Genomic DNA, 24,072 nt, shown 5'->3' on the forward strand with positions numbered 1-24,072 from the left:
CGGCAAAGCGGATCATGAGGATATCCTGATATTCGAAAGCGGATATCTCAGAAGCGGAGTGGCAGGTCGTCAGGCGGGCGCGCCGATGCGGTCCGGATGGGCGGCAGCGAAGGCCTCCAGCTCGTTGCAGGCCGCGTCGATGGCGACCAGCTTCGGCAGGGCGGCAAGGTCGACGCCCCAGCGGCGGGCATTGTACATCTGCGGCACCAGGCAGAGATCCGCCAGGGTCGGCGTGTCGCCGTGGCAGAAGCGGCCCGTGCGCGGGTCGTCCAGCATGCGCTCCAGCGCCGCCAGCCCCTTGCCGATATAGGTGCGCATCCAGGCGGCCTTGGCCTCGTCGCCGCCGCCGGTGATCTCGGCCACGTGATTGGCGACCGACAGGTTGCAGATCGGATGGATCTCCATGGCGATGGCATGAGAGAGGGCGCGGACCCGGTGACGGCCGGCGGCATCGGCCGGCATCAGGGTCGAGGCCGGCTGGTTGGTCTCGTGCAGGTACTCGACGATGGCGAGCGACTGGGTCAGCTCGTGCCCGTCGATCTCCAGCGTCGGCACGAGGCCTTGCGGGTTGCGGGCAAGGTTTTCCGCTGCCCGGTGGGCGCCGGTGAGCAGGTTCACCGGCGCGGCCTCATAGGCGATGCCGAGCAGGTTGAGCGCGATGCGCACGCGGTAGCTTGCAGACGAACGCCAGTAGTCGTGAAGGACGGGTCGCGTCACCGATCTCTCTCCCGTTGAATGTCCCTGTGCCGCCTCGCGGCCTGTGTCGCACCGCATATCGCATGCCCGTCGCCGGGGGCCAAGCGCCGCGTCGGAAAGCCGGCTTTCGGGTTGCCACAAAAAATTTGACTATTTGGTCAAAATTCGGCCCAATGAGTGCCGGACGCGCTCCCGCCGAACGAGGCGCGCGCCAAGCAAATCGCCAGAGCCGACGCAGGCCGATAGCGGGATCCCCTTCCGGTCCCGGTCCGACGACAGAAACGGATCGCCTGCGTTCCAGAGGAGAACATCGACGCCGGAGCCCGCGCCCGCGGCCCGGTGCAATCGGAGGTGCAGCCATGGCTGATGCACTCGTGAACCCCGACATCCGTGCGGGGCGACTGACGGCCGACGACTATCTGGAGAATTTCGAGGACCTGCATCCCCCGCTCGGCGTCCATGAGGCGCGGGTCGAGGCGGATCGCTGCTATTTCTGCTACGACGCGCCCTGCACGATCGCCTGTCCGACATCCATCGACATCCCGAAGTTCATCCGCCAGATCGCCACCGGCAATCCGCTCGGCTCGGCCAAGACGATCTTCGAGCAGAACATCCTCGGCGGCATGTGCGCCCGCGTCTGCCCGACCGAGACCCTGTGCGAGGAGGCCTGCGTGCGCAACCTCGCCGAGGACCGCCCCGTCTCCATCGGCCTGCTGCAGCGCCATGCGACCGACACGTTCCTGGCGCGCGATGCATCCCTGCCTTACGAGCGCGCAGCTCCCACCGGCAAGCGCGTTGCCGTCGTCGGCGGCGGCCCGGCCGGGCTCGCCTGTGCCCATGCGCTGGCGCGCGAGGGGCATGACGTGACGATCTTCGAGGCGCGGGCCAAGCTCGGCGGCCTCAACGAATACGGCATCGCCGCCTACAAGACGACGCATGGCTTTGCCCAGGCGGAGGTCGACTTCGTCCTGTCCATCGGCGGCATCACGGTGGAGTGCAACACCGCGCTCGGCCGCGACATCACGCTGCAAGGCCTGCGGCGCGACTTCGACGCGGTGTTCCTCGGCATGGGGCTCGGCGGCGTCAACGCGCTCAAGACCGAAGGCGAGGATCTGGCCGGCGTCATCGACGCGGTCGCCTATATCGCCGAACTGCGCCAGGCGCAGGATCTCTCGGCCCTGCCGGTCGGCCGCAAGGTCGTGGTGATCGGCGGCGGCATGACCGCCATCGACATCGCGGTGCAGATCAAGCGCCTCGGCGCGGAAGAGGTGACCATCGCCTATCGCCGCGACCGAGAGGCGATGAAGGCCAGCGCCTACGAGCAGGAGATCGCCCTGACCAACGGGGTGGTGATCCGCGAGTGTCTGGCGCCGCGCCGGCTGATCGGCGAGGGCGGCCATGTGCGGGCCATCGAGCTGGAGCGGATGCTGCCCGACAGCGCCGGCCGGCTGACGGGAACCGGCGAGAGCGTGACGCTGGAAGCGGACCAGGTGTTCAAGGCGATCGGCCAGACCTTCGTGCCGGACGCGCTGGGCGGCGGCGAGGCGCTGGAGCTCGACGGCGGCCGGATCGGCGTCGATGCGGACCGCCGCACCTCGCTCGCCGACGTGTGGGCCGGCGGCGATTGCGTGGCCGGAGGCGAGGACCTGACGGTCGCGTCGGTCGAGGACGGCAAGATCGCCGCGGCCTCGATCCACGCGGCGCTGACCGCCTGAGCGCGGCAGGTCCCTTTCGCACCCCTTGTCTTTCACCCCCGAACATCCGTGGGGAGGATTTTCACATGGCCGATCTTCGCACCAATTTTCTCGGCATCAAGTCGCCGAACCCGTTCTGGCTGGCCTCCGCGCCGCCGACCGACAAGGAATACAACGTCGTCCGCGCCTTCAAGGCGGGCTGGGGCGGCGTCGTCTGGAAGACGCTGGGCGAGGACCCGGCGGTGGTCAATGTCAACGGCCCGCGCTACGGCGCGATCCACGGGCCGGACCGCTCGCTGTTCGGGTTCAACAATATCGAGCTGATCACCGACCGCCCGCTGGAGACGAACCTGCGCGAGATCAAGCAGGTCAAGCGCGACTGGCCGGACCGGGCGCTCGTCGTCTCGCTGATGGTGCCCTGCGAGGAGCAGAACTGGATCGACATCCTGCGCCGCGTCGAGGAGACGGAAGCCGACGGCGTCGAGCTGAACTTCGGCTGTCCGCACGGCATGTCCGAGCGCGGCATGGGCTCGGCCGTCGGCCAGGTGCCCGAATACATCGAGATGGTGACGCGCTGGTGCAAGCAGCACACGCGCATGCCGGTGATCGTCAAGCTGACGCCGAACATCACCGACATCCGCAACCCGGCCCGGGCCGCCCATGCGGGCGGGGCCGACGCTGTGTCGCTGATCAACACGATCAACTCCATCGTCTCGGTCGATCTCGACCAGATGGCCCCCTATCCGACCATCGACGGGCAGGGCGCGCATGGCGGCTATTGCGGCCCGGCGGTGAAGCCGATCGCCCTCAACATGGTCGCCGAGATCGCCCGCGATCCGCAGACCCATGGCCTGCCGATTTCCGGCATCGGCGGCGTGACCACGTGGCGTGACGCGGCCGAGTTCATGGCGCTGGGTGCCGGCACGGTGCAGGTCTGCACCGCGGCGATGACCTACGGCTTCCGCATCGTCGAGGACCTGATCGACGGCCTGTCCGACTGGATGGACGAGAAGGGTTACACCTCGGTCGATGAGGTGGTCGGGCGGGCGGTGCCCAAGGTCACCGACTGGCAGCGGCTCAACCTCAACTATGTGGTCAAGGCGCGCATCGACCAGGATGCCTGCATCAAGTGCGGCCGCTGCCATATCGCCTGCGAGGACACCTCGCACCAGGCGATCACCGCGATGAAGGACGGCTTGCGCCACTTCGAGGTGATCGACGAGGAGTGCGTCGGCTGCAACCTGTGCGTCTCGGTCTGTCCGGTCGAGGACTGCATCACCATGGAGCAGATCACCGAGGGCTCGGACCCGCGCACCGGCAAGCCGATCAACCCGAACTATGCCAACTGGACGACCCATCCCAACAACCCGAACCGGGTGGCGGAAGCGGCAGAATGATGGCTTGTCGAATGCGGGCGGCACGGTGACCGCCGCTGCCGCCCCTTCGGAAAACGGCGAGACCGGGCGCGCCCACGTGGCGATGCTCGGTTTCGTCTTTCTCGTCTCGACCTCGTTTCCCCTCGGCCACGCGATCACCCACGCGCTCGACCCGGCGGTGCTGACGGCGCTGCGCTTCTGCATCGCCGCGGCGATCTTCGCCGCCATCGCCACGGTCAAGCGGCAATGGGTGCTGCCGAAGCTGTCGCGGCTGCCGGTCTATCTGCTGATCGCGTTGTTGCTCGACATCTTCTTCGTGACGATGTTCGAGGCCTTGCGGCTGACCAGCGCGCTCAATGCGGGGGCTGTCTTCACCCTGCTTCCCGCCTTTACCGCGCTTGCCGGCCTTGCGCTGCTCGGCCAGCGGATCTCGCGGCGGCAGGTGGTGTGTCTTGGCGTGGGGGCGGCGGGCGCGCTGCTGGTGCTGTTCGGCGACGATCTCACCCGGCTCGCCCGGCTGGAATTCGGCCCCGGTGAGCGCATCTATCTCTTCGGTGTTGCCGCCTATGCCTTCTATGCGCCCCTGATGCGGCTCCTCAATCGCGGCGAGCCGCTGGAGATCTTCAACTTCTGGATCCTGACCGCCGGGGCGGCGATGCTGCTGGTCTACGGCCGGGCGGAACTGGCGGCGACCGACTGGTCCTCGGTGTCGCCGCAGGTGCTGATCGGCATCGCCTATCTGGCGGTGTTTCCGACGGCGACCAGCTTCTTCTGCGCCACCTATGCCAGCCTGCGCCTGCCGGCGGGGCCGGTGATGGCCTACACCTACCTGCTGCCGTCCTTCGTGCTGCTGGAGACGGTGGCGATCGGCGCGCCCTGGCCGGGCGCCTGGACGCTGGCCGGCGTCGCGGTGACGGCGGCCGCGACCTTCGTGCTGCAGCGCGACGGCCGCAATACGAAGCCGCGGGCCGCATGAGCCGCTGCTTTTTTCGCCGGTGCTACCTGGTCAACTCGGTCGCGAAATGGGCGATGGTCCGGCGATAGACCTCGGCCCGGTTCCAGTCGCGCAGCACGCCGTAATTGCTGGTGCCGGGCGACCAGTCGCCGCCCTTGCTCCAGCCGTGCTGGCGCAGGAAATTGGCGGTGGAGGCGAAGACGTCCGCCGGGCTGCGGATCAGGTTCGGCCGGCCGTCGCCGTCGAAATCGACCGCGAAGCGCTCGTAGCTGGAGGCGAGGAACTGGGTCTGGCCGATCTCGCCGGCCCAGGCGCCCTTCATCTCGGAAATCCGCATCTGGCCGCGGTCTGCGATGCGCAGCGCGCTCATCAACTCGTTGGTAAAGAAGGCCGAGCGGCGGCAATCATAGGCAAGCGCGGAGAGCGACGAGAAGATCGGGATGTCGCCCATGAAGCCGCCGAAGCCGGATTCCAGCCCCCAGATCGAGACGATGACCTCCTTCGGCACGCCGTATTTGCGCTCCACCCGGTCGAGCACCACCGCATGCTGCTTCATGCGGCGCTTGCCGATGGCGATGGTCGAGGGCGGGGCGCGGCGGGCCAGGAACTGCTCGAAGGAGAGCTTGAAGGATTTCTGGTTGCGGTCGAGACGGATGACCTTGCTGTTGTAGGTCATGCCGCCGAGCGCGGCCTCCACCGTGCGGCTGGAAACGCCGGAGGCCACCGCCTCCCGCTTGAAGCTGGCGAGCCAGGCCGGGAAGCCGGCGGCGTTGTTGCCGCATTTCGCGGCCATTGCCGGTCCGGCCAGCGTGAGCGGGGCGGAAAGCAGAAGGGCGGCGACGACGAGGGCCTTGCGCATGCGGTCTCCCGTTCGAGGGTCAGGCGGGGACGGTGAACACGTCCCTTGCAAAAAGCAGGATACAGGCGGCAAGGGCAAGATCAAGGCGAACCGGGACGCGGCAGCAGGCCGGCGAAGATAAGATCGGTGAGCGCCTGCAACGCCTGGCGGCGGAAGGCCTCGTCGTGGATGCCGCTGCCGGTGATCGCCTCGATCTGCGGGGCGAAGTCGGCATAGGTCTGCGTCGTCGCCCAGATCAGGAAGATGAGGTGGGTGGGATCGACCGGGCGGATGCGCCCGCTCTCGGCCCAGTGGCGCAGCACCTGCGACTTCTCCTCCACCAGCGCTTTCAGCGGGCCTTCCAGGACGTCGCGCATCATCGGCGCGCCCTGCAGCATCTCGTTGGCGAAGAGGCGCGAGGCCTGCGGATAGTCGGCGGAAAAGCGCAGCTTCTGCTCGATATAGGCGGTGAGCTCGGTGCGCGGGTCGCCTTCGGGATCGAGTGTGCGCAACGGCGCCAGCCAGCGGTCGAGCAGGTCGGCCAGCACCGCCTTGTAGATCTCCGACTTGGAGCCGAAATAGTAGAGCAGGTTCGACTTCGACATGCCCGCGTCCTCGGCGATCTGGTCGACGCGGGCGCCGCGATAGCCGAAGCGCGAGAAGGTGCCGAGCGCGGCCTCCAGGATGCGGGCGCGGTTGCGCTCCTGGATGCGCGTGCGCGGAGCGCCGTCGCCCTCGGGCCCAAGGCCTCCCGCATCTGCCCGTGTCGGGCCTGCCTCCATCTGCTTTCCGTCCCTGTTTGGTGCCGCGTGCTCAGGCCGCGCCGTTGCGGGCGCCAGCATCGCGCGGTGTGTCGCCGGCGGCAAGCCCGGCCGGGGGAACCGCGCCGATGCCGGCCAGGATAATGCCGGTCACCGTGCGCTTGGCGTCCTCGAACTGGGCGTCGGACAGGGGCACGCCGCCGTTCAGCGTGTCGATCTGGTGGTTGAAGTCGGCATAGTGCTGGGTGGTCGCCCAGATCATGTACAGAAGATATTGCGGATCGACAGGCGCGATCCGGCCGCTGGCGATCCAGCGCCGGATGGCGGCGACCCGCGAGGCGGTCCACTCGGTCAGCGTCGTCTCCAGATAGTCCTGGATCACCGGCGCCTTGTGCAGGATCTCGTTGGCCCAGACCTTGGAGCCCATCGGGTGGGCGCGCGAGACGTCCATCTTCTTGGAGATGTAGGCGGTCAGCGCCTCGACCGGATCGTCGCTCTCGTCGAAGGAGTTCGCCGCCTCCAGCCAGATGTTGAAGATGTGCTCGACCACCCGCCGGTAGAGCGCTTCCTTGGTCGGGAAATAGTAGTGCAGGTTGGCCTTGGGGATGCCTGCGCGGTCGGCGATCATGCCGGTGGTCGCGCCGCGAAAGCCGCTTTCGGCAAAGACCTCCTCGGCCGCCTTGAGGATGACGCGCTCGTTCTCCGCCCGGATGGCGCTCTTCTGCGTCCTGTCCTGTGTTCTCTCTTGCGTTCTATCCGTGCCGCTCATCTCTCCCGGCCGTCCGCTGCGGTGAGTGCCTGTTCGGCAGGCGGGCCAAAAATTGACCTTGACCGGATGGTCAAGCCTTCCTACGCTCGATTTGACCATTTGGTCAGGTTTTTTCGCCTGGCGCAATGGCAATACGCGACGGACCACCGGCGGACATCAAACAGACCGGGGCCGCGCACTTTCCAGATTTCGGCCGGAGCGCGAGGACGCGAAGGCCGCCCGGATGGCTGTGCATCCGGACGACAGGGGAACGGCCGGCGGTGCGACGCGTACCGCCCGATGCCAGGGGATGACGCTGGGGGTTTGCGGGAAGCTTTGCTCCGCCCCCTGCCCATGCCGGCCGCAATTTGAGACGGACAGGGCGCCCGGGCCGCTACGCGGCCGGGCGAGCGGAGGAAGCATGTCGAAGTCCGGTCTTGCCAGCATCGAGAACGCCATCGGCGGGGCGCGTGTCGTCTCCCGCTCCACAAGGACGCAAGGGGTGTTCAACCCGGCGACCGGCGAGCAGACCGCCGTCCTGCCGCTGTCGAGCGCGGCCGAGGTCGCGGAGGCGATCGCCGCGGCGAAGGCGGCCTTCCCGGCCTGGCGCGACACGCCGCCGCTCAAGCGCGCGCGCATGATGTTCCGCTTCAAGGAGCTGCTCTCCGCCCATGCCGACGACATCGCGCGGGCGATCTCGGCCGAGCACGGCAAGACCCATGACGATGCGCTGGGCGAAGTGGCGCGCGGCATCGAGGTGGTGGAATTCGCCTGCGGCATCCCGCATCTCTTGAAGGGCGAGTTCGCCCGCAATGTCGGCCCGGCCATCGACAGCTATTCCGACCGCCAGCCGCTCGGCGTCGTCGCCGGCATCACCCCGTTCAACTTCCCGGCCATGGTGCCGCTGTGGATGTATCCGATTGCCGTCGCCTGCGGGAACACCTTCGTGCTGAAGCCGTCCGAGCGCGACCCCTCCGCCGTCATGGCGGTCTACGACCTGTTCCAGAAGTCGGGCTTCCCCGACGGGGTGCTCAATGTCGTGCACGGCGACAAGGAGGCGGTCGACGTGCTGTTGACCCATCCGGACGTCAAGGCGGTGTCCTTCGTCGGCTCCACGCCGATTGCCGAATACGTCTACACGACCGGCACCGCGCACGGAAAGCGGGTGCAGGCGCTGGGCGGGGCCAAGAACCACATGATCGTCATGCCGGACGCCGACATGGACCAGGCCGCCGACGCGCTGATGGGCGCGGGCTACGGCTCGGCCGGCGAGCGCTGCATGGCGATCTCCGTCGCCGTTCCCATCGGCGAGGACACCGCCGACCGGCTGGTGGAGAAGCTGGTGCCGCGCGTGCAGGCGCTGAAGATCGGCCCGGCCACCGACCGCGAGGCGGAGATGGGCCCGCTGGTGACAGAGGCGCATATGCGCAAGGTGCTCGGCTATATCGACCAGGGCGTCAAGGAAGGCGCGGAGCTGCTGGTCGACGGGCGCGGCTTCTCGCTGCAGGGCTACGAGAACGGCTATTTCGTCGGCGGCACCCTGTTCGACCGGGTGACCCGCGACATGACGATCTACCGCGAGGAGATCTTCGGCCCCGTCCTGTCGGTGGTGCGCGCCAAGGGCTACGAGGAAGCCCTGTCGCTGATCAACGAGCACGAATACGGCAACGGCACCGCGATCTTCACCCGCGACGGCGATGCCGCGCGCGCCTTCGCCGACCGCATCGAGGTGGGCATGGTCGGCATCAACGTGCCGATCCCGGTGCCGGTCGCCTATTTCTCCTTCGGCGGCTGGAAGCGGTCGCTGTTCGGGGACCATTCGATCTACGGCGCGGAAGGCGTGCGCTTCAACACGCGCCTGAAAACGGTGACGACGCGCTGGCCGGCCGGTATCAAGGACGGCGCCGTCTATACCTTTCCCAACATGGAGTGAGCGCCGACGGCGCCGCCGCCGCACCGGACCAAGAGGGAGTGACCTGAATGACCGCACCGGGCAAGAACCTGCGCATCGACGCCGACCGCCTGTGGGACGCCCTGATGGAGATGGCGAAGATCGGCCCGGGCGTTGCCGGCGGCAACAACCGCCAGTCCCTGACCGATGCCGACAACGAGGGGCGCAAGCTGTTCCAGGCCTGGTGCGAGGCGGCCGGGATGAGCATGGGCGTCGACGCCATGGGCAACATGTTCATGACGCGGCCGGGCACCGATCCCGATGCCCTGCCCGTCTATGTCGGCTCGCATCTCGACACCCAGCCGACGGGCGGCAAATATGACGGCGTGCTCGGCGTGCTCGGCGCGCTGGAACTGGTGCGCACCCTCAACGACCTCAACATCCGCACGAAGCGGGCCATCGTCGTCACCAACTGGACCAACGAGGAGGGCACGCGCTTTGCCCCCGCCATGCTGGCCTCCGGCGTCTTTGCCGGGGTGCACGATCTCGACTGGGCCTATGAGCGCAAGGACGCGGAGGGGCGCACGGTCGGCGACGAGCTGAAGCGAATCGGCTGGGTCGGCGAGGAAGAGGTCGGCGCGCGCAAGATGCACGCGATGTTCGAGCTGCATATCGAACAGGGACCGATCCTGGAGGCCGAGGGCAAGGATATCGGCGTCGTCACCCACGGCCAGGGCCTGTGGTGGCTGGAAGTCACGGTGACCGGCAAGGACAGCCATACCGGCTCGACGCCGATGCCGATGCGCCGCAATGCCGGCCTCGGCATGGCGCGGATGACCGAGCTGGTGCACGAGATCGCGATGAAGCACCAGCCGCGCGCGGTCGGCGCCATCGGCCATTGCGACGTCCATCCCAACTCGCGCAACGTCATTCCCGGCAAGGTGGTCTTCACCGTCGACTTCCGCTCGCCCGACCGCGAAACGCTGGACGCGATGAAGGCGGAGTTCGAGGCGCGGGTGCCGAAGATCGCCGAGGATCTGGGGCTGACGGCGACGGTCGAGGCGGTCGGCCATTTCGACCCGGTGACCTTCGACGAGACCTGCGTCAAGGCCGTGCGCAACGCGGCGGAAAAGCTCGGCTACAGCCACATGGACATCATTTCCGGGGCCGGCCACGACGCGTGCTGGGTCAACAAGGTCGCGCCGACGGCGATGATCATGTGCCCCTGCGTCGACGGGCTGTCGCACAACGAGGCCGAGGAGATCACCAGGGAATGGGCGCAGGCCGGTGCCGACGTGCTGCTGCATGCGGTGCTGGAAGCGGCGGAGATCGTGGACTAGGGCGGGCGGGGATCGCCGGCGCGGGAGACGCAGATGGACCTTTCGATACTGGTTTCCTTCATCGTGGTTGCGGGCCTGCTGGTGATGTCGCCCGGTCCCAACGGCGTGCTGATCGCGCGCACGGTGCCGACCTCCGGCCGGACGGCCGGCTTTGCCAATATCGCCGGCTTCATCACCGCCTTTTATCTGCACGGCGCGCTGGTGGTGTTCGGCGTGTCCGTCATCCTGGTGAAGTCGGCCGAGCTGTTCTTCGCCGTGAAAATGCTCGGCGCTGCCTATCTGTGCTGGATCGGCCTGAAGGCCCTGCGCGATGCCTGGCGCGGCCCCGTGGCTGCGGCCAGCGTGTCTCCGGCGCGGCGTCGGCGGACGCTGGCGATCGCCTATTGGGAGGGGCTGCTGACCAACGCGCTCAACCCGAAAGTGTCGATGTTCTACCTGGCGGCGTTTCCGCAATTCCTGCCGCCGGGACTGGCGACGCCGGCCAACACGTTCACGCTGGTCTTCGTCCACTCCATGCTCAACCTCGTCTGGTTCTCCCTGATGGTGCTGGCCTTTTCGCGGCTGACGGCGGCGGCGCGCAGCGGGACATTCCAGCGTTGGATCAAGGGCATCACCGGGGTGGTCTTCCTGGGCTTCGGGGCACGACTGGCAACCATCGAACCGTAACGGCGGCAGGCGCGGGGCGCTGCGCTTCTTGCACACCACGAGAGGGAACCGACATGGCGAGCAAAGTGATCAAGGGCGGAACGGTCGTCACGGCCGATCTCACCTATCGGGCGGACGTCAGGATCGACGGCGGCAGGATCATTGAGATCGGGCCGGATCTTTCCGGCGACGAGGTGCTCGACGCGACTGGCTGCTACGTGATGCCTGGCGGCATCGACCCGCATGTGCACCTGGAAATGCCGTTCATGGGCACCTATTCCGCCGACGATTTCGAGAGCGGCACGCGCGCGGCCCTTGCCGGCGGCACCACCATGGTGGTGGATTTCTGCCTGCCCTCGCCGGGTCAGTCGCTGCTGGAAGCGCTGACCATGTGGGACAACAAGTCCACCCGGGCCAATTGCGACTACTCCTTCCACATGGCGATCACCTGGTGGGGCGAGCAGGTGTTCAACGACATGGAAGCGGTGGTGCGCGACAAGGGCATCAACAGCTTCAAGCATTTCATGGCCTACAAGGGCGCACTGATGGTGGACGACGACGAGATGTTCGCCTCGTTCCAGCGCTGCGCCGAGCTCGGCGCGCTGCCCATGGTGCATGCGGAAAACGGCGACGTGGTCGCCCAGCTGCAGGCCAGGCTGATGGCGGAAGGCAATGACGGGCCGGAGGCCCATGCCTATTCGCGCCCGGCGGAAGTGGAGGGCGAGGCGACCAACCGCGCGATCATGATCGCCGACATGGCCGGCGTGCCGCTCTATGTGGTGCACACGTCCTGCGAACAGGCGCATGAGGCGATCCGCCGGGCCAAGCAGAACGGCATCCGCTGCTACGGCGAGCCGTTGATCCAGCACCTGACGCTGGACGAGAGCGAGTATCGCCATCCCGACTGGGACCACGCGGCGCGGCGGGTGATGTCGCCGCCCTTCCGCAACAAGAAGCACCAGGACAGCCTATGGGCCGGCCTGCAGGCGGGCACGCTGCAGGTGGTGGCGACCGACCACTGCGCCTTCACCACGGAGCAGAAGCGCACCGGGCTCGGCGACTTCACCAAGATCCCCAACGGCACCGGCGGGCTCGAGGACCGCATGCCGATGCTGTGGACCCACGGGGTCGCCACCGGCCGGCTGACCATGAACGAGTTCGTCGCCGTGACCTCGACCAACATCGCCAAGATCCTCAACATGTACCCGAAGAAGGGGGCGATCCTGGTCGGCGCCGATGCCGACCTGGTGGTCTGGGATCCGGAGAAGGAAAAGACGATTTCCGCCGCGACCCAGCAGTCGGCCATCGACTACAATGTGTTCGAGGGCAAGACGGTGAAGGGTCTGCCGCGCTTCACGCTGACCCGCGGCGAGGTGGCCATCGACGACGGGGCGGTGAAGACGCGCGAGGGACACGGCACGTTCGTCGCCCGCCCGCCCTTCCAGGCAGTCAACAAGGCGCTGTCGACCTGGAAGGAACTGACCTCGCCGCGCAAGGTGGAGCGCTCGGGCATTCCTGCAAGCGGCGTGTGAGGCTCCGGTGGACCGTTCGGCACAGGGACGGTCTGCTGCGCACCTGAAAAGACCGGGCCTGAGGCCCGTGAACCATGACATCGAGGCGGGCGCAGGGCAGGCGACCGCCGATCGAGGGAGACGCTGCGAGCATGCAATCACAGCCTGCGGGAGACACGGCAGCGCCGGTCATCGACATCGAGAACCTGTCCCTGACCTTCGAGACCGATGACGGTCCGGTCCACGCGCTGTCGAACATCGACCTTGCCATCGGCGAGGGCGATTTCGTCTCGCTGATCGGCCCGTCGGGCTGCGGCAAGACCACGCTTTTGCGGGTGATCGCCGATCTGGAGGCGCCGACCGGCGGTTCGATCACCGTCAACGGCATGACGCCGGACGAAGCCCGGCTGAAGCGGGCCTATGGCTACGTGTTCCAGGCCGCCGCGCTCTATCCCTGGCGGACCATCGCCGACAACATCGCCCTGCCGCTGGAGATCATGGGCTTTTCCAAGGGGGAGCGCGAGGAGCGCATCCGCCGCAACATGGAGCTGGTGAACCTTGCCGGCTTCGAGCGAAAGTATCCCTGGCAGCTTTCGGGCGGCATGCAGCAGCGCGCCTCCATCGCCCGCGCCCTGTCCTTCGATCCTGACCTTCTCTTGATGGACGAGCCCTTCGGCGCGCTCGACGAGATCGTTCGCGACCACCTCAACGAGCAGCTGCTGAAACTGTGGGCCAAGACCCGCAAGACGGTGGTCTTCGTCACCCATTCGATCCCGGAGGCGGTGTTCCTGTCGACCAGGATCGTGGTTCTGTGCCCGCGTCCGGGCCGCATCTACGACGTGATCGAGAGCGACCTGCCGCGCGAGCGCACGCTCGACATCCGCGAGACGCCGGAATTCCTGAAGATCGCGCATCGTGTTCGCGAGGGGCTGCGGGCGGGGCACAGCTATGACGATTGAGGGCATGCCGGTGCCGGCCAGACCGCAGGGAGAGGCGCTCGATGGGATTTGAGCTTCCGATATCCACCCGGGTGACGGTTCGGCCGGGGCCGCAGGGGCGCGTCGTGATCGTGCAGGCCAGGGCGAGGCTGTGGATCATGCTGTTCACGATGGGCTGGTTGGGCATGTGGTCCTTCGCCGGGTTTTCCATCCTCAACATACTCGCGTCCGGCTCGATGAAGCCCGGCCTGTCCATGTTTGTCCTGCTCTGGCTGGTCCTGTGGGCGTTGGGGTGGCTCTACGGCGCTGCGAGCCTGCTCTGGATGCTGGCCGGAGAAGAACGGCTGAGCATCTCGAAAACGGAGGTGGTGAAGACCGTCCATACGCCGATCCTCTCGCGAAGCTGGCGCTACAATCCCGCGCATATCGGCAACGTCCGCCGCAACACGGTAGGGCAGCCGATCTTCGGCGCTCAGGCGGCCGACAATCCGCTGGGCAAGTCCGGCGGCGTTGCCTTCGACTACGGCCAGACGACGGTGACCTTCGGCACGGCAATCGACGATGCGGAAGCCAAGGTGATCATTGAGGCGCTCAACGACGGGCTCGGACGCACGGGAGTTGCGGCATGAAGCTGCTTCCCACGCAGGCGGACCTTGCCAGATCCCGGGTGGAAATTCCGCGCGAGGGCACGGCCGCTCTTATCGGCCGGTTCGTTGCCGATGACCGGGCGGGCCGGGCGGTTCGGACGGAGGAACGGGCATGACCATCGCCGTTCGAACCGCGATCGCGAAGGAGGCCGCATGACGGATCTTTCTCTCCCGGCGTCTCCCCGCTCGCCCTTCGCCGGCCTGATGCAGGGCACGGCCGGGCCGGTGCTGGTGGTCGTCGCGGCGATCATCGCCGTCTGGTATCTGGCGGCGGTGCTGCTCAACGCGCCGTTCCAGCGCGACACCTACAAGCGCGGCGGGGTGGAGGATGCGCCGCTGGCGCAGCTTATCGCCGACACGCTGTCGCAGGAGCGGCCCGTGCTGCCCGCCCCGCACCAGGTGGCGGTCGAGCTGTGGGACACCACGGCCAACAAGGCGGTGACTTCCAAGCGCAGCCTCGTCTATCACGGCGGCATCACCCTTTCCTCGACCCTGCTCGGCTTCGTGCTCGGCACCGGGCTCGGCATCGGCCTGGCGATCCTGGTCGTGCATAGCCGGGTTCTCGACAAGAGCCTGATGCCCTGGGTGATCTCCTCGCAGACGATCCCGATCCTCGCCATCGCGCCGATGATCATCGTTGTGCTGAACGCCATCGGCATTTCCGGCCTGCTGCCCAAGGCGATGATCTCGACCTATCTCTCCTTCTTTCCGGTGACGGTCGGCATGGTGAAGGGCCTGCGCTCGCCCGAGGCGATCCAGATGGACCTGATGAAGACCTATTCGGCCTCGTCCGCGCAGGCGCTGTGGAAGCTGCGCCTGCCCTCCGCCATGCCCTATCTCTTCGCCTCCATGAAGGTGGGCGTTGCCGCGAGCCTCGTCGGCGCCATCGTCGGCGAGCTGCCGACCGGCGCGGTCGCAGGCCTCGGCGCGCGCCTGCTGTCGGGCTCCTATTACGGGCAGACGGTGCAGATCTGGTCGGCGCTGATCGCAGCCGCCGTGCTGGCGGCAGCGCTGGTCGCGCTGATCGGCCTGGCCGAGCGGCTGGTGCTGAAGCGCATGGGGATGCGGCGATGAGCGCCCCGCACCCTTCTCTCAGCCTGCAGCTTGCGGAGCGCCGCCGGCTCGGTCCGGTCAAGGCGCTGCTGGCGGCGCTGGCGCTGGTCGTCGCGGTGGTCGCGACCATGCTGCCGGTCATCGCCTCCGACACGATGGTGCTCGGCCTGTTCCGCCATCCGCTGCTGGCGATCTCTGCCCTGGCCGGCGTCATCGTGCTGGCGCCCTATCTCCTGCGCTTCCTGCAAGGTCCGCTGGCAACCGTGGCCCTTGTCGCCGTCTCCTATGCCATGGCCTTCGCGCTGATCCGGATCGTCGGTGCGCATCCCGGCCAGGCCGCCTCCGGGTTCTGGGCCTATGTCTTCGTCGCCTGGGCGCTCGCCTGGCTATCGGTGGAGGAGATGGCGGCGCTGACGCCGCGCGGGGCCGTGTGGAAGCGGCTGCTTGCGCTGGCCATCCCGCTGACCTTCGGCGCCTGGTTGCTGATCCTGTGGCAGGTGCTGGTCGTCGGCTTCGCCGTGCCCAAGGTGTTGCTGCCGCCGCCCTCCGACATCTGGGCGCGGCTGCTGATCTCGCCTGCGGTGCTGTGGGCGGATTTCCGCCAGACCTTCCTGAAGGGGGTTCTCATCGGCTACGCCATCGGCTGCGGGTCCGGCTTCCTCGTCGCCATTCTGGTCGACCGGGTGCCGTTCCTGCGGCGCGGCCTGCTGCCGGTCGGCAACCTGGTCTCGGCCCTGCCGATCATCGGCGTCGCGCCGATCATGGTCATGTGGTTCGGCTTCGACTGGCCGTCCAAGGCGGCGGTGGTCGTGATCATGACCTTCTTCCCGATGCTGGTGAACACGGTGACCGGCCTTGCCGCCGCCGACCGGATGCAGCTCGATCTCATGCACACTTACGCGGCAAATTACCCGCAGACGCTGCTCAAGATGCGCCTGCCCATGGCCATGCCGTTCGTTTTCAATGCCTTGAAAATCAACTCGACGCTTGCGCTCATCGGGGCCATTGTTGCCGAATTCTTCGGCACGCCCATCGTCGGCATGGGTTTCCGCATCTCCACCGAAGTGGGGCGGATGAACATCGACATGGTCTGGGCCTCGATTGCCGTCGCCGCACTCGCCGGGTCGCTATTCTACGGTTTGGTGACCCTCGTCGAACGGGCGGTCACATTCTGGCATCCGTCAGTCCGGGGATAACGGGCGGCGGCTGCCCCACCAGAGGGAGCAGGAAATGAAGAGGACTTTGCTAGCCGCCGCCGCGCTTGCCTTCGCATTCGGTCCCGCGCAGGCAGCCGACGACATCACGCTGCAGCTGAAATGGGTCACGCAGGGCCAGTTCGCCGGCTATTACGTCGCCAAGGACAAGGGCTTCTACGAGGAAGAGGGCCTCAACGTCACGATCAAGCCGGGCGGGCCGGACATCGCCCCGCCGCAGGTCATCGCCGGTGGCGGCGCCGACGTGATCATCGACTGGATGCCGGCCGCCCTCGCCAGCCGCGAACGCGGCGTGCCGCTGGTCAATATCGCCCAGCCCTTCAAGGAGTCCGGCATGATGCTGGTCTGCCTGAAGGAAACCGGCATCACCAAGCCGGAGGACTTCCGCGGCCGCACGCTGGGCGTCTGGTTCTTCGGCAACGAGTATCCGTTCCTGTCCTGGATGAGCAAGCTGGGCATCTCGACCGAGGGCGGCCCGGAGGGCGTCACCGTGCTGAAGCAGGGCTTCAACGTCGATCCGCTGCTGCAGAAGCAGGCCGACTGCATCTCCACCATGACCTACAACGAATACTGGCAGGTCATCGATGCCGGCATCGCGGAGAGCGACCTGGTCGTCTTCAAGTATGAGGACCAGGGCGTCGCGACGCTGGAGGACGGCCTCTATGTGATGGAGGAGAACCTCGAGGATCCGGCCTTCGTCGACAAGATGGCGCGGTTCGTCCGTGCCACGATGAAGGGCTGGGAGTACTCCCGCGAGAACCCGGACGAGGCGGCCGACATCGTGCTGGAGAACGATGCCACCGGCGCGCAGACCGAGAAGCACCAGAAGCGCATGGTCCGCGAGGTCAACAAGCTGACGGAAGGCTCCGACGGCCGGCTCGACATGGAAGACTACCAGCGCACGGTCAACACGCTGCTGAGCGGCGGGTCCGACCCGGTGATCAGCAAGGAGCCGGTGGGCGCCACCACCACCGCGGTGACCGACAAGCTCTGATCGTCATCTGCGCAGGACAAGACGAACAGACCGCCGGGCGAGGGATCGTCCGGCGGTCTTTGCATGATGGGGCGGGGCTGTCCGGCCTCAGGCGCCGCTGCGCCCGGCGCCCGCTGCCGCAGCGGCAAGCTGGCGCTCGGTCATCCAGGCCTCCAGCGCCTCGGCCTGCTGCGCCGCGACCCGCAGGCCCAGCTTGCTGCGGCGCCACAGCACGTCCTCGGCATGACGCGCCCATTCGCGGTCCATCAGATAGGCGACCTCCCGGCCGTAAAGGTCGGCGCCGAAATGCGGTCCGAGATCGTCGATCGAGGTCGCGCCGGCCAGCAGGTCGCGGGTGCGGGTGCCGTAGCTGCGGGCGAGGCGGGCAATGAACGTGCGGGGCAGGAAGGCGAAGTCCTGGGCGAGGGCCGCTTCCAGATCGGCAAGGCCGGTGGTCGGAAAGTCGCCGCCGGGCAGCAGCGCCCGCGCGGTCCATTCCGGCCCCTTGGCGCCGAGCGCCTTCTCGATCATCTCGAGCACGGACAGGGCAAGGCGCCGGTAGGTGGTGATCTTGCCGCCGAAGATGTTGATCATCGGCGCCTGGCCGCCCCTGCCGTTGCCGTCGAGCTTGAGCACGTAGTCGCGGGTGGCTTCCTGCGCCTTGGAGGCGCCGTCGTCGAACAGCGGCCGCACGCCGGAATAGGTCCACACCACGTCCTGCCGGGTGATCGGCTTGCGGAAATACTCGCTCGCCGCCTCCGTCAGGTAGACGATCTCCTCCTCGCTCGCCGCCACCTTGGCCGGATCGCCGTCGTAGTCGCGGTCGGTGGTGCCGATCAGGGTGAAGTCCTGCTCGTAGGGAATGGCGAAGACGATGCGCCCGTCGCCGTTCTGGAAGATATAGGCGCGGTCGTGGTCGAACAGCTTGCGCACGACGATGTGGCTGCCCTGCACGAGCCGGACGTTGTGGGTGTCGTTGCGCTTCAACGCGCCCTTCAGCACCCGGTCGACCCAGGGGCCGGCGGCATTGACCACCAGACGGGCGGTGACGCTGCGCGTTGCCCCGCCCTCTCGCGCCTGCAGCGTGGCGCGCCAGATGTCGCCCTCGCGGGCAAGGCCGACGACCTGCGTGCCGGTGTGGATCTCCGCTCCCCGGTCCGCCGCGTCGCGGGCGTTGAGGACGACCAGCCGGGCATCGTCCACCCAGCAGTCGGAATATTCGAAGCCGGTGGTGAACCCGTCCTTCAGCGGCTTGCCGGTCGGGTCGGTCGCAAGGTTCAGCGTCCGCGTGCCCGGCAGCAGCTTGCGACCGCCGAGATTGTCGTAGAGGAACAGGCCGAGCCGCAGCATCCAGCGCGGGCGCAGGCCCTTCTGGTGCGGCAGCACGAAGCGCAGCGGCCGGATGATGTGCGGTGCGTTGGCCCAAAGGAGCTCGCGCTCGCTCAAGGCCTCGCGCACCAGGCGGAACTCGTAATGCTCCAGATAGCGCAACCCGCCATGGATCAGCTTGGTCGACCAGGACGAGGTGCCGCTGGCCAGGTCGTTCATCTCCGCAAGGCAGACGGAATAGCCCCGCCCGACCGCGTCGCGGGCGATGCCGCATCCGTTGATGCCGCCGCCGACGACGAGAAGGTCGTAGTCGGCCGCTTGCGCTGCTGCACTCATTTGCCCTGGGCTCCCTGGCCGTCTTCGCGCTCCATGTCGCGGCGCTCGGGTTCCCCGTCGCCGGCGATCTCGATGCGCACGCCGTGCTCCCGGCAGATCTCGACCACAGGCTCGGGAGGGGCCTTGTCGGTGACGAAGATGTCGATCTGGGAGATATGGGCGATGCGCACCGGGGCGCTGCGTTCGAATTTCATGCTGTCGGCGACGAGGATCGTCTGCCGGGCATGCGTGATGATCTCGCGGGCGACGCGCACCTCGCGGAAGTCGTAGTCGAAGATCGTTCCGTCCGGGTCGATGGCCGAGGCGCCGATCAGCGCATAGTCGACCTTGAACTGGCGGATGAAGTCGGCCGCCGCCTCGCCGACGATGCCGCCGTCGGAGGCGCGGACCTGGCCGCCGGCGATGATCACCTCCACGGCCGGGGCCGCCCGCAGGATGTTGGCGACGTTGATGTTGTTGGTGATCGCCATGATGCCGTCGTGCTGGCGCAGCGCCCGCGCCACCTGCTCGGTGGTGGTGCCGATGTTCAGCATGATCGAGGCATTGTCGGGAATGAGACTGGCGGCGCGCAGGCCGATCCGCCGTTTCTCGTCGGCCGCGAGCTGGCGTCTTGCGTCATAGGCATAGTTGGCGATGCCCGACGGCAGCACGGCGCCGCCATGCACCCGCTGCAGCATGCCGCGCTCGCACAGCTCGTTGAGATCCTTGCGGATGGTCTGCGGCGTGACGTCGAACTCCGTCGCGAGGCCGTCGACATCGACCCGGCCGGCGCGTCGCGCACGGTCCAGGATCTCGGACTGACGGGGGGTTACGGGCTCCATCTAGTGATCTTTCGTTTTTTTTCGATATTGGCGCGTATTTTAACCGGATTTCGTTTGCATCGGCAACAACCTACCGAAACTCCACGAATTTTGCCTCCTGCAAGCAAGGAATGGCAAGAAGGTTTTCGTGTTGACGTTCATTTTTTTTCGTTTGATAGTCGTAGTGCAGAAATGCATGGGAGGACTTCATATGCGTTACAGGATGCTGACGGCCGTTGCGGCTGTCGCGTTGATTGCTGGTGCGGGCTCGGCATTCGCCGGTCCCGAGGAGGCACAGCGCTGGATCGAGACCGAGTTTCAGCCTTCCGCTCTCACGAAAGAGCAGCAGATGGAGGAAATGAACTGGTTCATCAAGGCGGCCGAGCCGTTCAAGGGGATGGAGATCAACGTGCTGTCGGAAGGCATTCCGACACACGAGTATGAATCGAAGGTTCTCACCAAGGCCTTCGAGGAGATTACCGGCATCAAGGTCAATCACCAGATTCTGGGCGAGGGAGAGGTCGTCCAGGCGGTGCAGACCCAGATGCAGACGAACCGCAACCTCTACGATGCCTATGTCAACGATTCCGACCTGATCGGCACGCATTCGCGCCTGCAGCAGGCCGTGAACCTGACCGACTGGATGGCGGGCGAGGCCAAGGACGTCACGCTGCCCACGCTCGATCTCGACGACTTCATGGGCATCAGCTTCACCACCGGTCCCGACGGCGATCTCTACCAGCTGCCCGACCAGCAGTTCGCGAACCTCTACTGGTTCCGCAAGGACTGGTTCGACCGGGAGGACCTGAAGGCGAAGTTCAAGGAGAAGTACGGCTACGACCTGGGCGTTCCGGTGAACTGGTCGGCCTATGAGGACATCGCCGAGTTCTTCTCCGAGGACGTCAAGGAGGTCGACGGCGTTCGCGTCTATGGCCACATGGACTACGGCAAGCGTGCGCCGGACCTCGGCTGGCGCATGACCGATGCCTGGCTCTCGATGGCCGGCGCGGGCTCGCCGGGCGAGCCCAACGGCCGTCCCATCGACGAGTGGGGCATCCGCATGGAAGAGGGGTCGTGCAATCCGTCCGGCGCTTCGGTCGCGCGGGGCGGTGCCACCAACGGCCCGGCTGCGGTCTTCGCGATCCGCAAGTGGGACGAGTGGCTGCGCAAGTATGCGCCTCCGGGGGCGGCGGACTACGACTTCTACCAGTCGCTGCCCGCCCTCAGCCAGGGCAACGTCGCCCAGCAGATCTTCTGGTACACCGCGTTCCTCGCCGACATGGTCAAGCCGAAGTCGGAAGGCAACAACACGGTGGACGACAACGGCATGCCGCTGTGGCGCGCCGCCCCCAGCCCGCATGGTCCCTATTGGGAAGAAGGCCAGAAGGTCGGCTATCAGGATGTGGGCTCCTGGACGATCCTCAAGTCGACCCCGACGGATCGCGCCAAGGCGGCTTGGCTCTATGCCCAGTTCGTCGTCTCCAAGACCGTCGACGTGAAGAAGAGCCATGTCGGTCTCACCTTCATCCGCGACAGCTCGGTGCGCCACGAGAGCTTCACGGAGCGTGCTCCCAAGCTCGGCGGCGTGGTGGAGTTCTACCGTTCGCCCGACCGGGTGCGCTGGTCGCCGACCGGCATCAACGTGCCGGACTACCCCAAGCTCGCGCAGCTGTGGTGGCAGCAGATCGGTGACGTGAACTCCGGCGCCTTCACTCCGCAGGAGGCCATGGACCGTCTCGCCGGCGAGATGGACACGATCATGATCCGCATGCAGCGGGCCGACGAGGCCAACAACACCTATGGCGGCTGCGGCCCGCGCATGAACGAGCCCAAGGATCCGTCCGAATGGCTCGGCAAGGGTGGTGCAAAGGCCAAGCTCGAGAACGAGAAGCCCCGGGGCGAGACCGTCAACTACGACGAACTGGTCAAGCGCTGGGCCGAGAACTGAGCCTGCAGATCGACGCAAACCGCAACCCGGGATCCGTCCCGGGTTGCCCGTCCGGTTCCCTCGCGCTGGCGCGGTACGTCCGTTCCGTCGCGGGGGAGACGGTCCGACCTTGTGCGTCGTCACCGACCTGCGGCTGCCCTCCCGGGGAAGGCTGACAGCGAGCCGGCGAGCCGGCGATCCAGCACCATCGATACTTGCATGAAGGGCGACCCGAGATGTCCCTTGAATTGAGGCGCGTCAGCCTGCGCGTCGGTGCCGAAACTCATATTCACCCCGTCGATCTCGTCTGCGAGCCCGGCAGTTTCAACGTGCTGCTCGGAACCACGCTCGCGGGCAAGACCACCTTGATGAAGCTGATGGCGGGTCTTGAGCGGCCGACCTCCGGCGAGGTTCATTTCGCGGGCCGCGACGTCACCGGCGTGTCGGTGCGCAACCGCAACGTCTCCATGGTCTACCAGCAGTTCATCAACTACCCGAACATGACGGTCTACGAGAACATCGCCTCCCCGCTGAGGGTGGCGCGGATGACCGAGGACGAGATCAAGCGGCGGGTCGGCACCTTTGCCGAGCTGCTGAAGCTGACGCCGATGCTGGGACGCCGGCCCTCGGAGCTGTCGGGCGGCCAGCAGCAGCGCACCGCCATGGCGCGCGCGCTGGTCAAGGATGCGGATCTCGTCCTGCTCGACGAACCGCTCGCCAATCTCGACTTCAAGCTGCGCGAGGAACTGCGGGACGAGCTGCCGCGCCTGTTCGCCGACCGCGACTGCATCGTCGTCTATGCGACGACCGAACCGGTGGAGGCGTTGCTGTTCGGTGGCCACACCGCCTGCCTTCACGAGGGGCGGGTGGCGCAGTTCGGCCCGACGGGCGAGGTCTACCGCAATCCGGTCGACCTGACGAGCGCGCAGGTCTTCTCCGATCCGCCGATCAACACCGTTCCGGTGGTCAAGTCCGGAGGAGAGTTCCGTCTCGCCGACGGTGTCACCTTCGCGGCGCCGGGCGCCCATGCCGCGCTGTCCGACGGCGCCTATACGCTCGGCGTGCGCCCCCATCATGTGGGGCCGCTCCCCGACGGCGAGCACTCGGTGGCGGTGGAGGGCACGGTGCTGGTGACCGAACTCTCCGGTTCGGAAAGCATCATCCACTTCACCTTTCACGAGCAGACCTGGGTGTCGCAGGCCCATGGCATCCATCCCTTCGAGGTCGGCACGCGGCAACGGCTCTACGCCGACATGTCGAAGGCGCTGGTCTTCGACGAGACCGGCCGGCGGCTCTAGGAGGACGGGACATGGCACGAATCGTACTCGACACCCTGCGGCACGCCTACGGCCCCGCTCCGGCCTCCGACGGGGATTGGGCGCTCAAGCGCCTCGACCTCGAATGGGAGGATGGCGGCGCCTATGCGCTGCTGGGCCCTTCCGGCTGCGGCAAGACCACGCTGCTGTCGATCATCTCCGGCCTCTTGAAGCCGACGGAGGGACGCGTTCTCTTCGATGGCACCGATGTGACGGCGCTGCCGCCGGACCGCCGGCACATCGCCCAGGTCTTCCAGTTCCCGGTCGTCTACGACACGATGAGCGTCTACGACAATCTCGCCTTCCCGCTGCGCAATCGCGGCGTCGCCGAGCGCGATGTCGACGCAAGGGTGCGCGAGATCGCCGGGATGATCGACCTCACTCACATGCTGGAGCGCCGGGCCGCCGGCCTGACGGCCGACGGCAAGCAGAAGATCTCGCTGGGCCGCGGCCTCGTGCGATCCGACGTCAATGCGATCATGTTCGACGAACCGCTGACGGTGATCGATCCGCATCTGAAATGGCAGTTGCGTTCCAAGCTCAAGGAACTGCACCAGCGGGTGCACACCACGATGATCTACGTCACCCACGACCAGACGGAGGCGCTGACCTTCGCCGACAAGGTGGTGGTGATGAACCAGGGCGAGGTGGTGCAGATCGGAACGCCGGTCGAACTGTTCGAGCGGCCGCAGCACACGTTTGTCGGCCACTTCATCGGCTCGCCGGGCATGAACGTGCTTCCTTGCGAGGTCTCCGGCGGCAAGGCGCTGGTCGGCGGTGTTGCCGTGGCCGACTGTCAGACGGCGGAAGCGACGGGGCCGGCCCGGCTGGAAGTGGGCGTGCGGCCGGAATTCGTCAGCTTCGTCGAGGGCGGCGCGGAGGGCGGACTGCCGGCTCGCACCGTCAAGGTGAGCGACGCGGGGCGCTTCAGCATCGTCGAGACGCAAGCATTCGGGCATGTCGTCAAGTTGCTGGTGCCCGAGGGGACGCAGATCCCGAGCGAGGGTGTCCTGCGCTTCGACCCGGAGCGCACCGCCATCTACCGCAACGGCTGGATCGTGAACTGAGGGGGCGGGAGGGCTCT

The 24,072-nt window shown here is 67.0% G+C and carries 21 protein-coding genes; 15 read left to right on the forward strand and 6 right to left on the reverse strand.

Translation table 11 applies throughout. The features are described 5' to 3' along the window. Positions 1 to 69: 69 nt before the first annotated feature. The gene (maiA, locus tag GH266_RS13940; RefSeq protein WP_199270326.1) at positions 70 to 717 is read right to left on the reverse strand and encodes a maleylacetoacetate isomerase; all 648 of its coding nucleotides are present in this window, start codon (positions 715 to 717) and stop codon (positions 70 to 72) included. Between the two features lie 338 nt (positions 718 to 1,055). Between maiA and GH266_RS13945 the strand changes: the two genes are divergently transcribed. From GH266_RS13945 to GH266_RS13955, 3 genes are all read left to right on the forward strand, one after another. After that, a complete protein-coding gene (locus tag GH266_RS13945) occupies positions 1,056 to 2,411 on the forward strand; it encodes an NAD(P)-dependent oxidoreductase (protein ID WP_158194362.1) in 1,356 nt (451 codons plus the stop codon). A gap of 65 nt (positions 2,412 to 2,476) precedes the next feature. After that, on the forward strand, positions 2,477 to 3,787 hold the full coding sequence (gene preA / locus GH266_RS13950) for an NAD-dependent dihydropyrimidine dehydrogenase subunit PreA (protein WP_158194363.1): 1,311 nt from the start codon (positions 2,477 to 2,479) through the stop codon (positions 3,785 to 3,787). Positions 3,788 to 3,791: 4 nt separating this feature from the next. Then, positions 3,792 to 4,742 (forward strand): DMT family transporter, encoded by a 951-nt coding sequence (locus GH266_RS13955; protein ID WP_158194364.1) that lies wholly within the window; start codon positions 3,792 to 3,794, stop codon positions 4,740 to 4,742. Between the two features lie 22 nt (positions 4,743 to 4,764). Here the strand turns inward: GH266_RS13955 and GH266_RS13960 are convergent, their stop codons facing one another. The 3 genes from GH266_RS13960 to GH266_RS13970 form a co-directional block, all read right to left on the reverse strand. Continuing rightward, a complete protein-coding gene (locus tag GH266_RS13960; protein WP_158194365.1) occupies positions 4,765 to 5,580 on the reverse strand; it encodes a lytic murein transglycosylase in 816 nt (271 codons plus the stop codon). Between the two features lie 80 nt (positions 5,581 to 5,660). Further along, entirely contained in the window at positions 5,661 to 6,341 is a 681-nt protein-coding gene (gene rutR, locus GH266_RS13965) for an HTH-type transcriptional regulator RutR (RefSeq protein ID WP_158194366.1), read from the reverse strand. Between the two features lie 31 nt (positions 6,342 to 6,372). Next, the gene (locus GH266_RS13970) at positions 6,373 to 7,089 is read right to left on the reverse strand and encodes a TetR/AcrR family transcriptional regulator (RefSeq protein WP_158194367.1); all 717 of its coding nucleotides are present in this window, start codon (positions 7,087 to 7,089) and stop codon (positions 6,373 to 6,375) included. Between the two features lie 400 nt (positions 7,090 to 7,489). Between GH266_RS13970 and GH266_RS13975 the strand changes: the two genes are divergently transcribed. The 9 genes from GH266_RS13975 (at position 7,490) to GH266_RS14015 (ending at position 17,301) form a co-directional block, all read left to right on the forward strand. Further along, on the forward strand, positions 7,490 to 9,001 hold the full coding sequence (locus tag GH266_RS13975; RefSeq protein ID WP_158194368.1) for a CoA-acylating methylmalonate-semialdehyde dehydrogenase: 1,512 nt from the start codon (positions 7,490 to 7,492) through the stop codon (positions 8,999 to 9,001). Between the two features lie 47 nt (positions 9,002 to 9,048). Then, positions 9,049 to 10,299 (forward strand): Zn-dependent hydrolase, encoded by a 1,251-nt coding sequence (locus GH266_RS13980; protein WP_158194369.1) that lies wholly within the window; start codon positions 9,049 to 9,051, stop codon positions 10,297 to 10,299. 33 nt (positions 10,300 to 10,332) lie between these two features. Next, positions 10,333 to 10,965 carry a LysE family translocator gene (locus GH266_RS13985; RefSeq protein ID WP_158194370.1) on the forward strand — a complete coding sequence of 211 codons (633 nt, stop codon included), beginning with the start codon at positions 10,333 to 10,335 and terminating at the stop codon, positions 10,963 to 10,965. Positions 10,966 to 11,018: 53 nt separating this feature from the next. Next, a complete protein-coding gene (gene hydA, locus GH266_RS13990; protein WP_158194371.1) occupies positions 11,019 to 12,476 on the forward strand; it encodes a dihydropyrimidinase in 1,458 nt (485 codons plus the stop codon). A 131-nt stretch (positions 12,477 to 12,607) separates the two neighbouring features. Beyond that, positions 12,608 to 13,414, forward strand: a complete 807-nt coding sequence (locus tag GH266_RS13995) for an ABC transporter ATP-binding protein (RefSeq protein WP_158194372.1) — start codon at positions 12,608 to 12,610, stop codon at positions 13,412 to 13,414. A gap of 41 nt (positions 13,415 to 13,455) precedes the next feature. Further along, positions 13,456 to 14,022: a hypothetical protein gene (locus tag GH266_RS14000; protein ID WP_158194373.1), complete on the forward strand. Its 567-nt coding sequence runs from the start codon at positions 13,456 to 13,458 to the stop codon at positions 14,020 to 14,022. 222 nt (positions 14,023 to 14,244) lie between these two features. Continuing rightward, the gene (locus GH266_RS14005) at positions 14,245 to 15,114 is read left to right on the forward strand and encodes an ABC transporter permease (protein ID WP_244953836.1); all 870 of its coding nucleotides are present in this window, start codon (positions 14,245 to 14,247) and stop codon (positions 15,112 to 15,114) included. Between the two features lie 107 nt (positions 15,115 to 15,221). After that, complete coding sequence (locus tag GH266_RS14010) at positions 15,222 to 16,289, forward strand: ABC transporter permease (RefSeq protein WP_158196217.1); 1,068 nt, start codon at positions 15,222 to 15,224, stop codon at positions 16,287 to 16,289. 34 nt (positions 16,290 to 16,323) lie between these two features. Next, positions 16,324 to 17,301 (forward strand): ABC transporter substrate-binding protein, encoded by a 978-nt coding sequence (locus GH266_RS14015; RefSeq protein WP_158194375.1) that lies wholly within the window; start codon positions 16,324 to 16,326, stop codon positions 17,299 to 17,301. A gap of 87 nt (positions 17,302 to 17,388) precedes the next feature. Here the strand turns inward: GH266_RS14015 and glpD are convergent, their stop codons facing one another. Next, a complete protein-coding gene (gene glpD / locus GH266_RS14020) occupies positions 17,389 to 18,945 on the reverse strand; it encodes a glycerol-3-phosphate dehydrogenase (RefSeq protein WP_158194376.1) in 1,557 nt (518 codons plus the stop codon). Continuing rightward, a complete protein-coding gene (locus GH266_RS14025) occupies positions 18,942 to 19,766 on the reverse strand; it encodes a DeoR/GlpR family DNA-binding transcription regulator (protein WP_158194377.1) in 825 nt (274 codons plus the stop codon). The genes glpD and GH266_RS14025 overlap by 4 nt, the downstream gene beginning before the upstream one ends. 190 nt (positions 19,767 to 19,956) lie before the next feature. Here GH266_RS14025 and GH266_RS14030 point away from each other — a divergent pair, with 190 nt between their 5' ends. The 3 genes from GH266_RS14030 to GH266_RS14040 all read left to right on the forward strand — a co-directional run bounded on the left by GH266_RS14030 (position 19,957) and on the right by GH266_RS14040 (position 24,055). Next, a complete protein-coding gene (locus GH266_RS14030; RefSeq protein ID WP_158194378.1) occupies positions 19,957 to 21,693 on the forward strand; it encodes an ABC transporter substrate-binding protein in 1,737 nt (578 codons plus the stop codon). A gap of 215 nt (positions 21,694 to 21,908) precedes the next feature. Continuing rightward, on the forward strand, positions 21,909 to 22,970 hold the full coding sequence (locus GH266_RS14035; RefSeq protein WP_158194379.1) for an ABC transporter ATP-binding protein: 1,062 nt from the start codon (positions 21,909 to 21,911) through the stop codon (positions 22,968 to 22,970). A gap of 11 nt (positions 22,971 to 22,981) precedes the next feature. Beyond that, positions 22,982 to 24,055, forward strand: a complete 1,074-nt coding sequence (locus tag GH266_RS14040; RefSeq protein ID WP_158194380.1) for an ABC transporter ATP-binding protein — start codon at positions 22,982 to 22,984, stop codon at positions 24,053 to 24,055. The last annotated feature ends 17 nt before the right edge of the window (positions 24,056 to 24,072 follow it).

The organism is Stappia indica, assembly GCF_009789575.1.
In the GTDB taxonomy this organism is placed as follows: Bacteria; Pseudomonadota; Alphaproteobacteria; order Rhizobiales; family Stappiaceae; genus Stappia; species Stappia indica_A.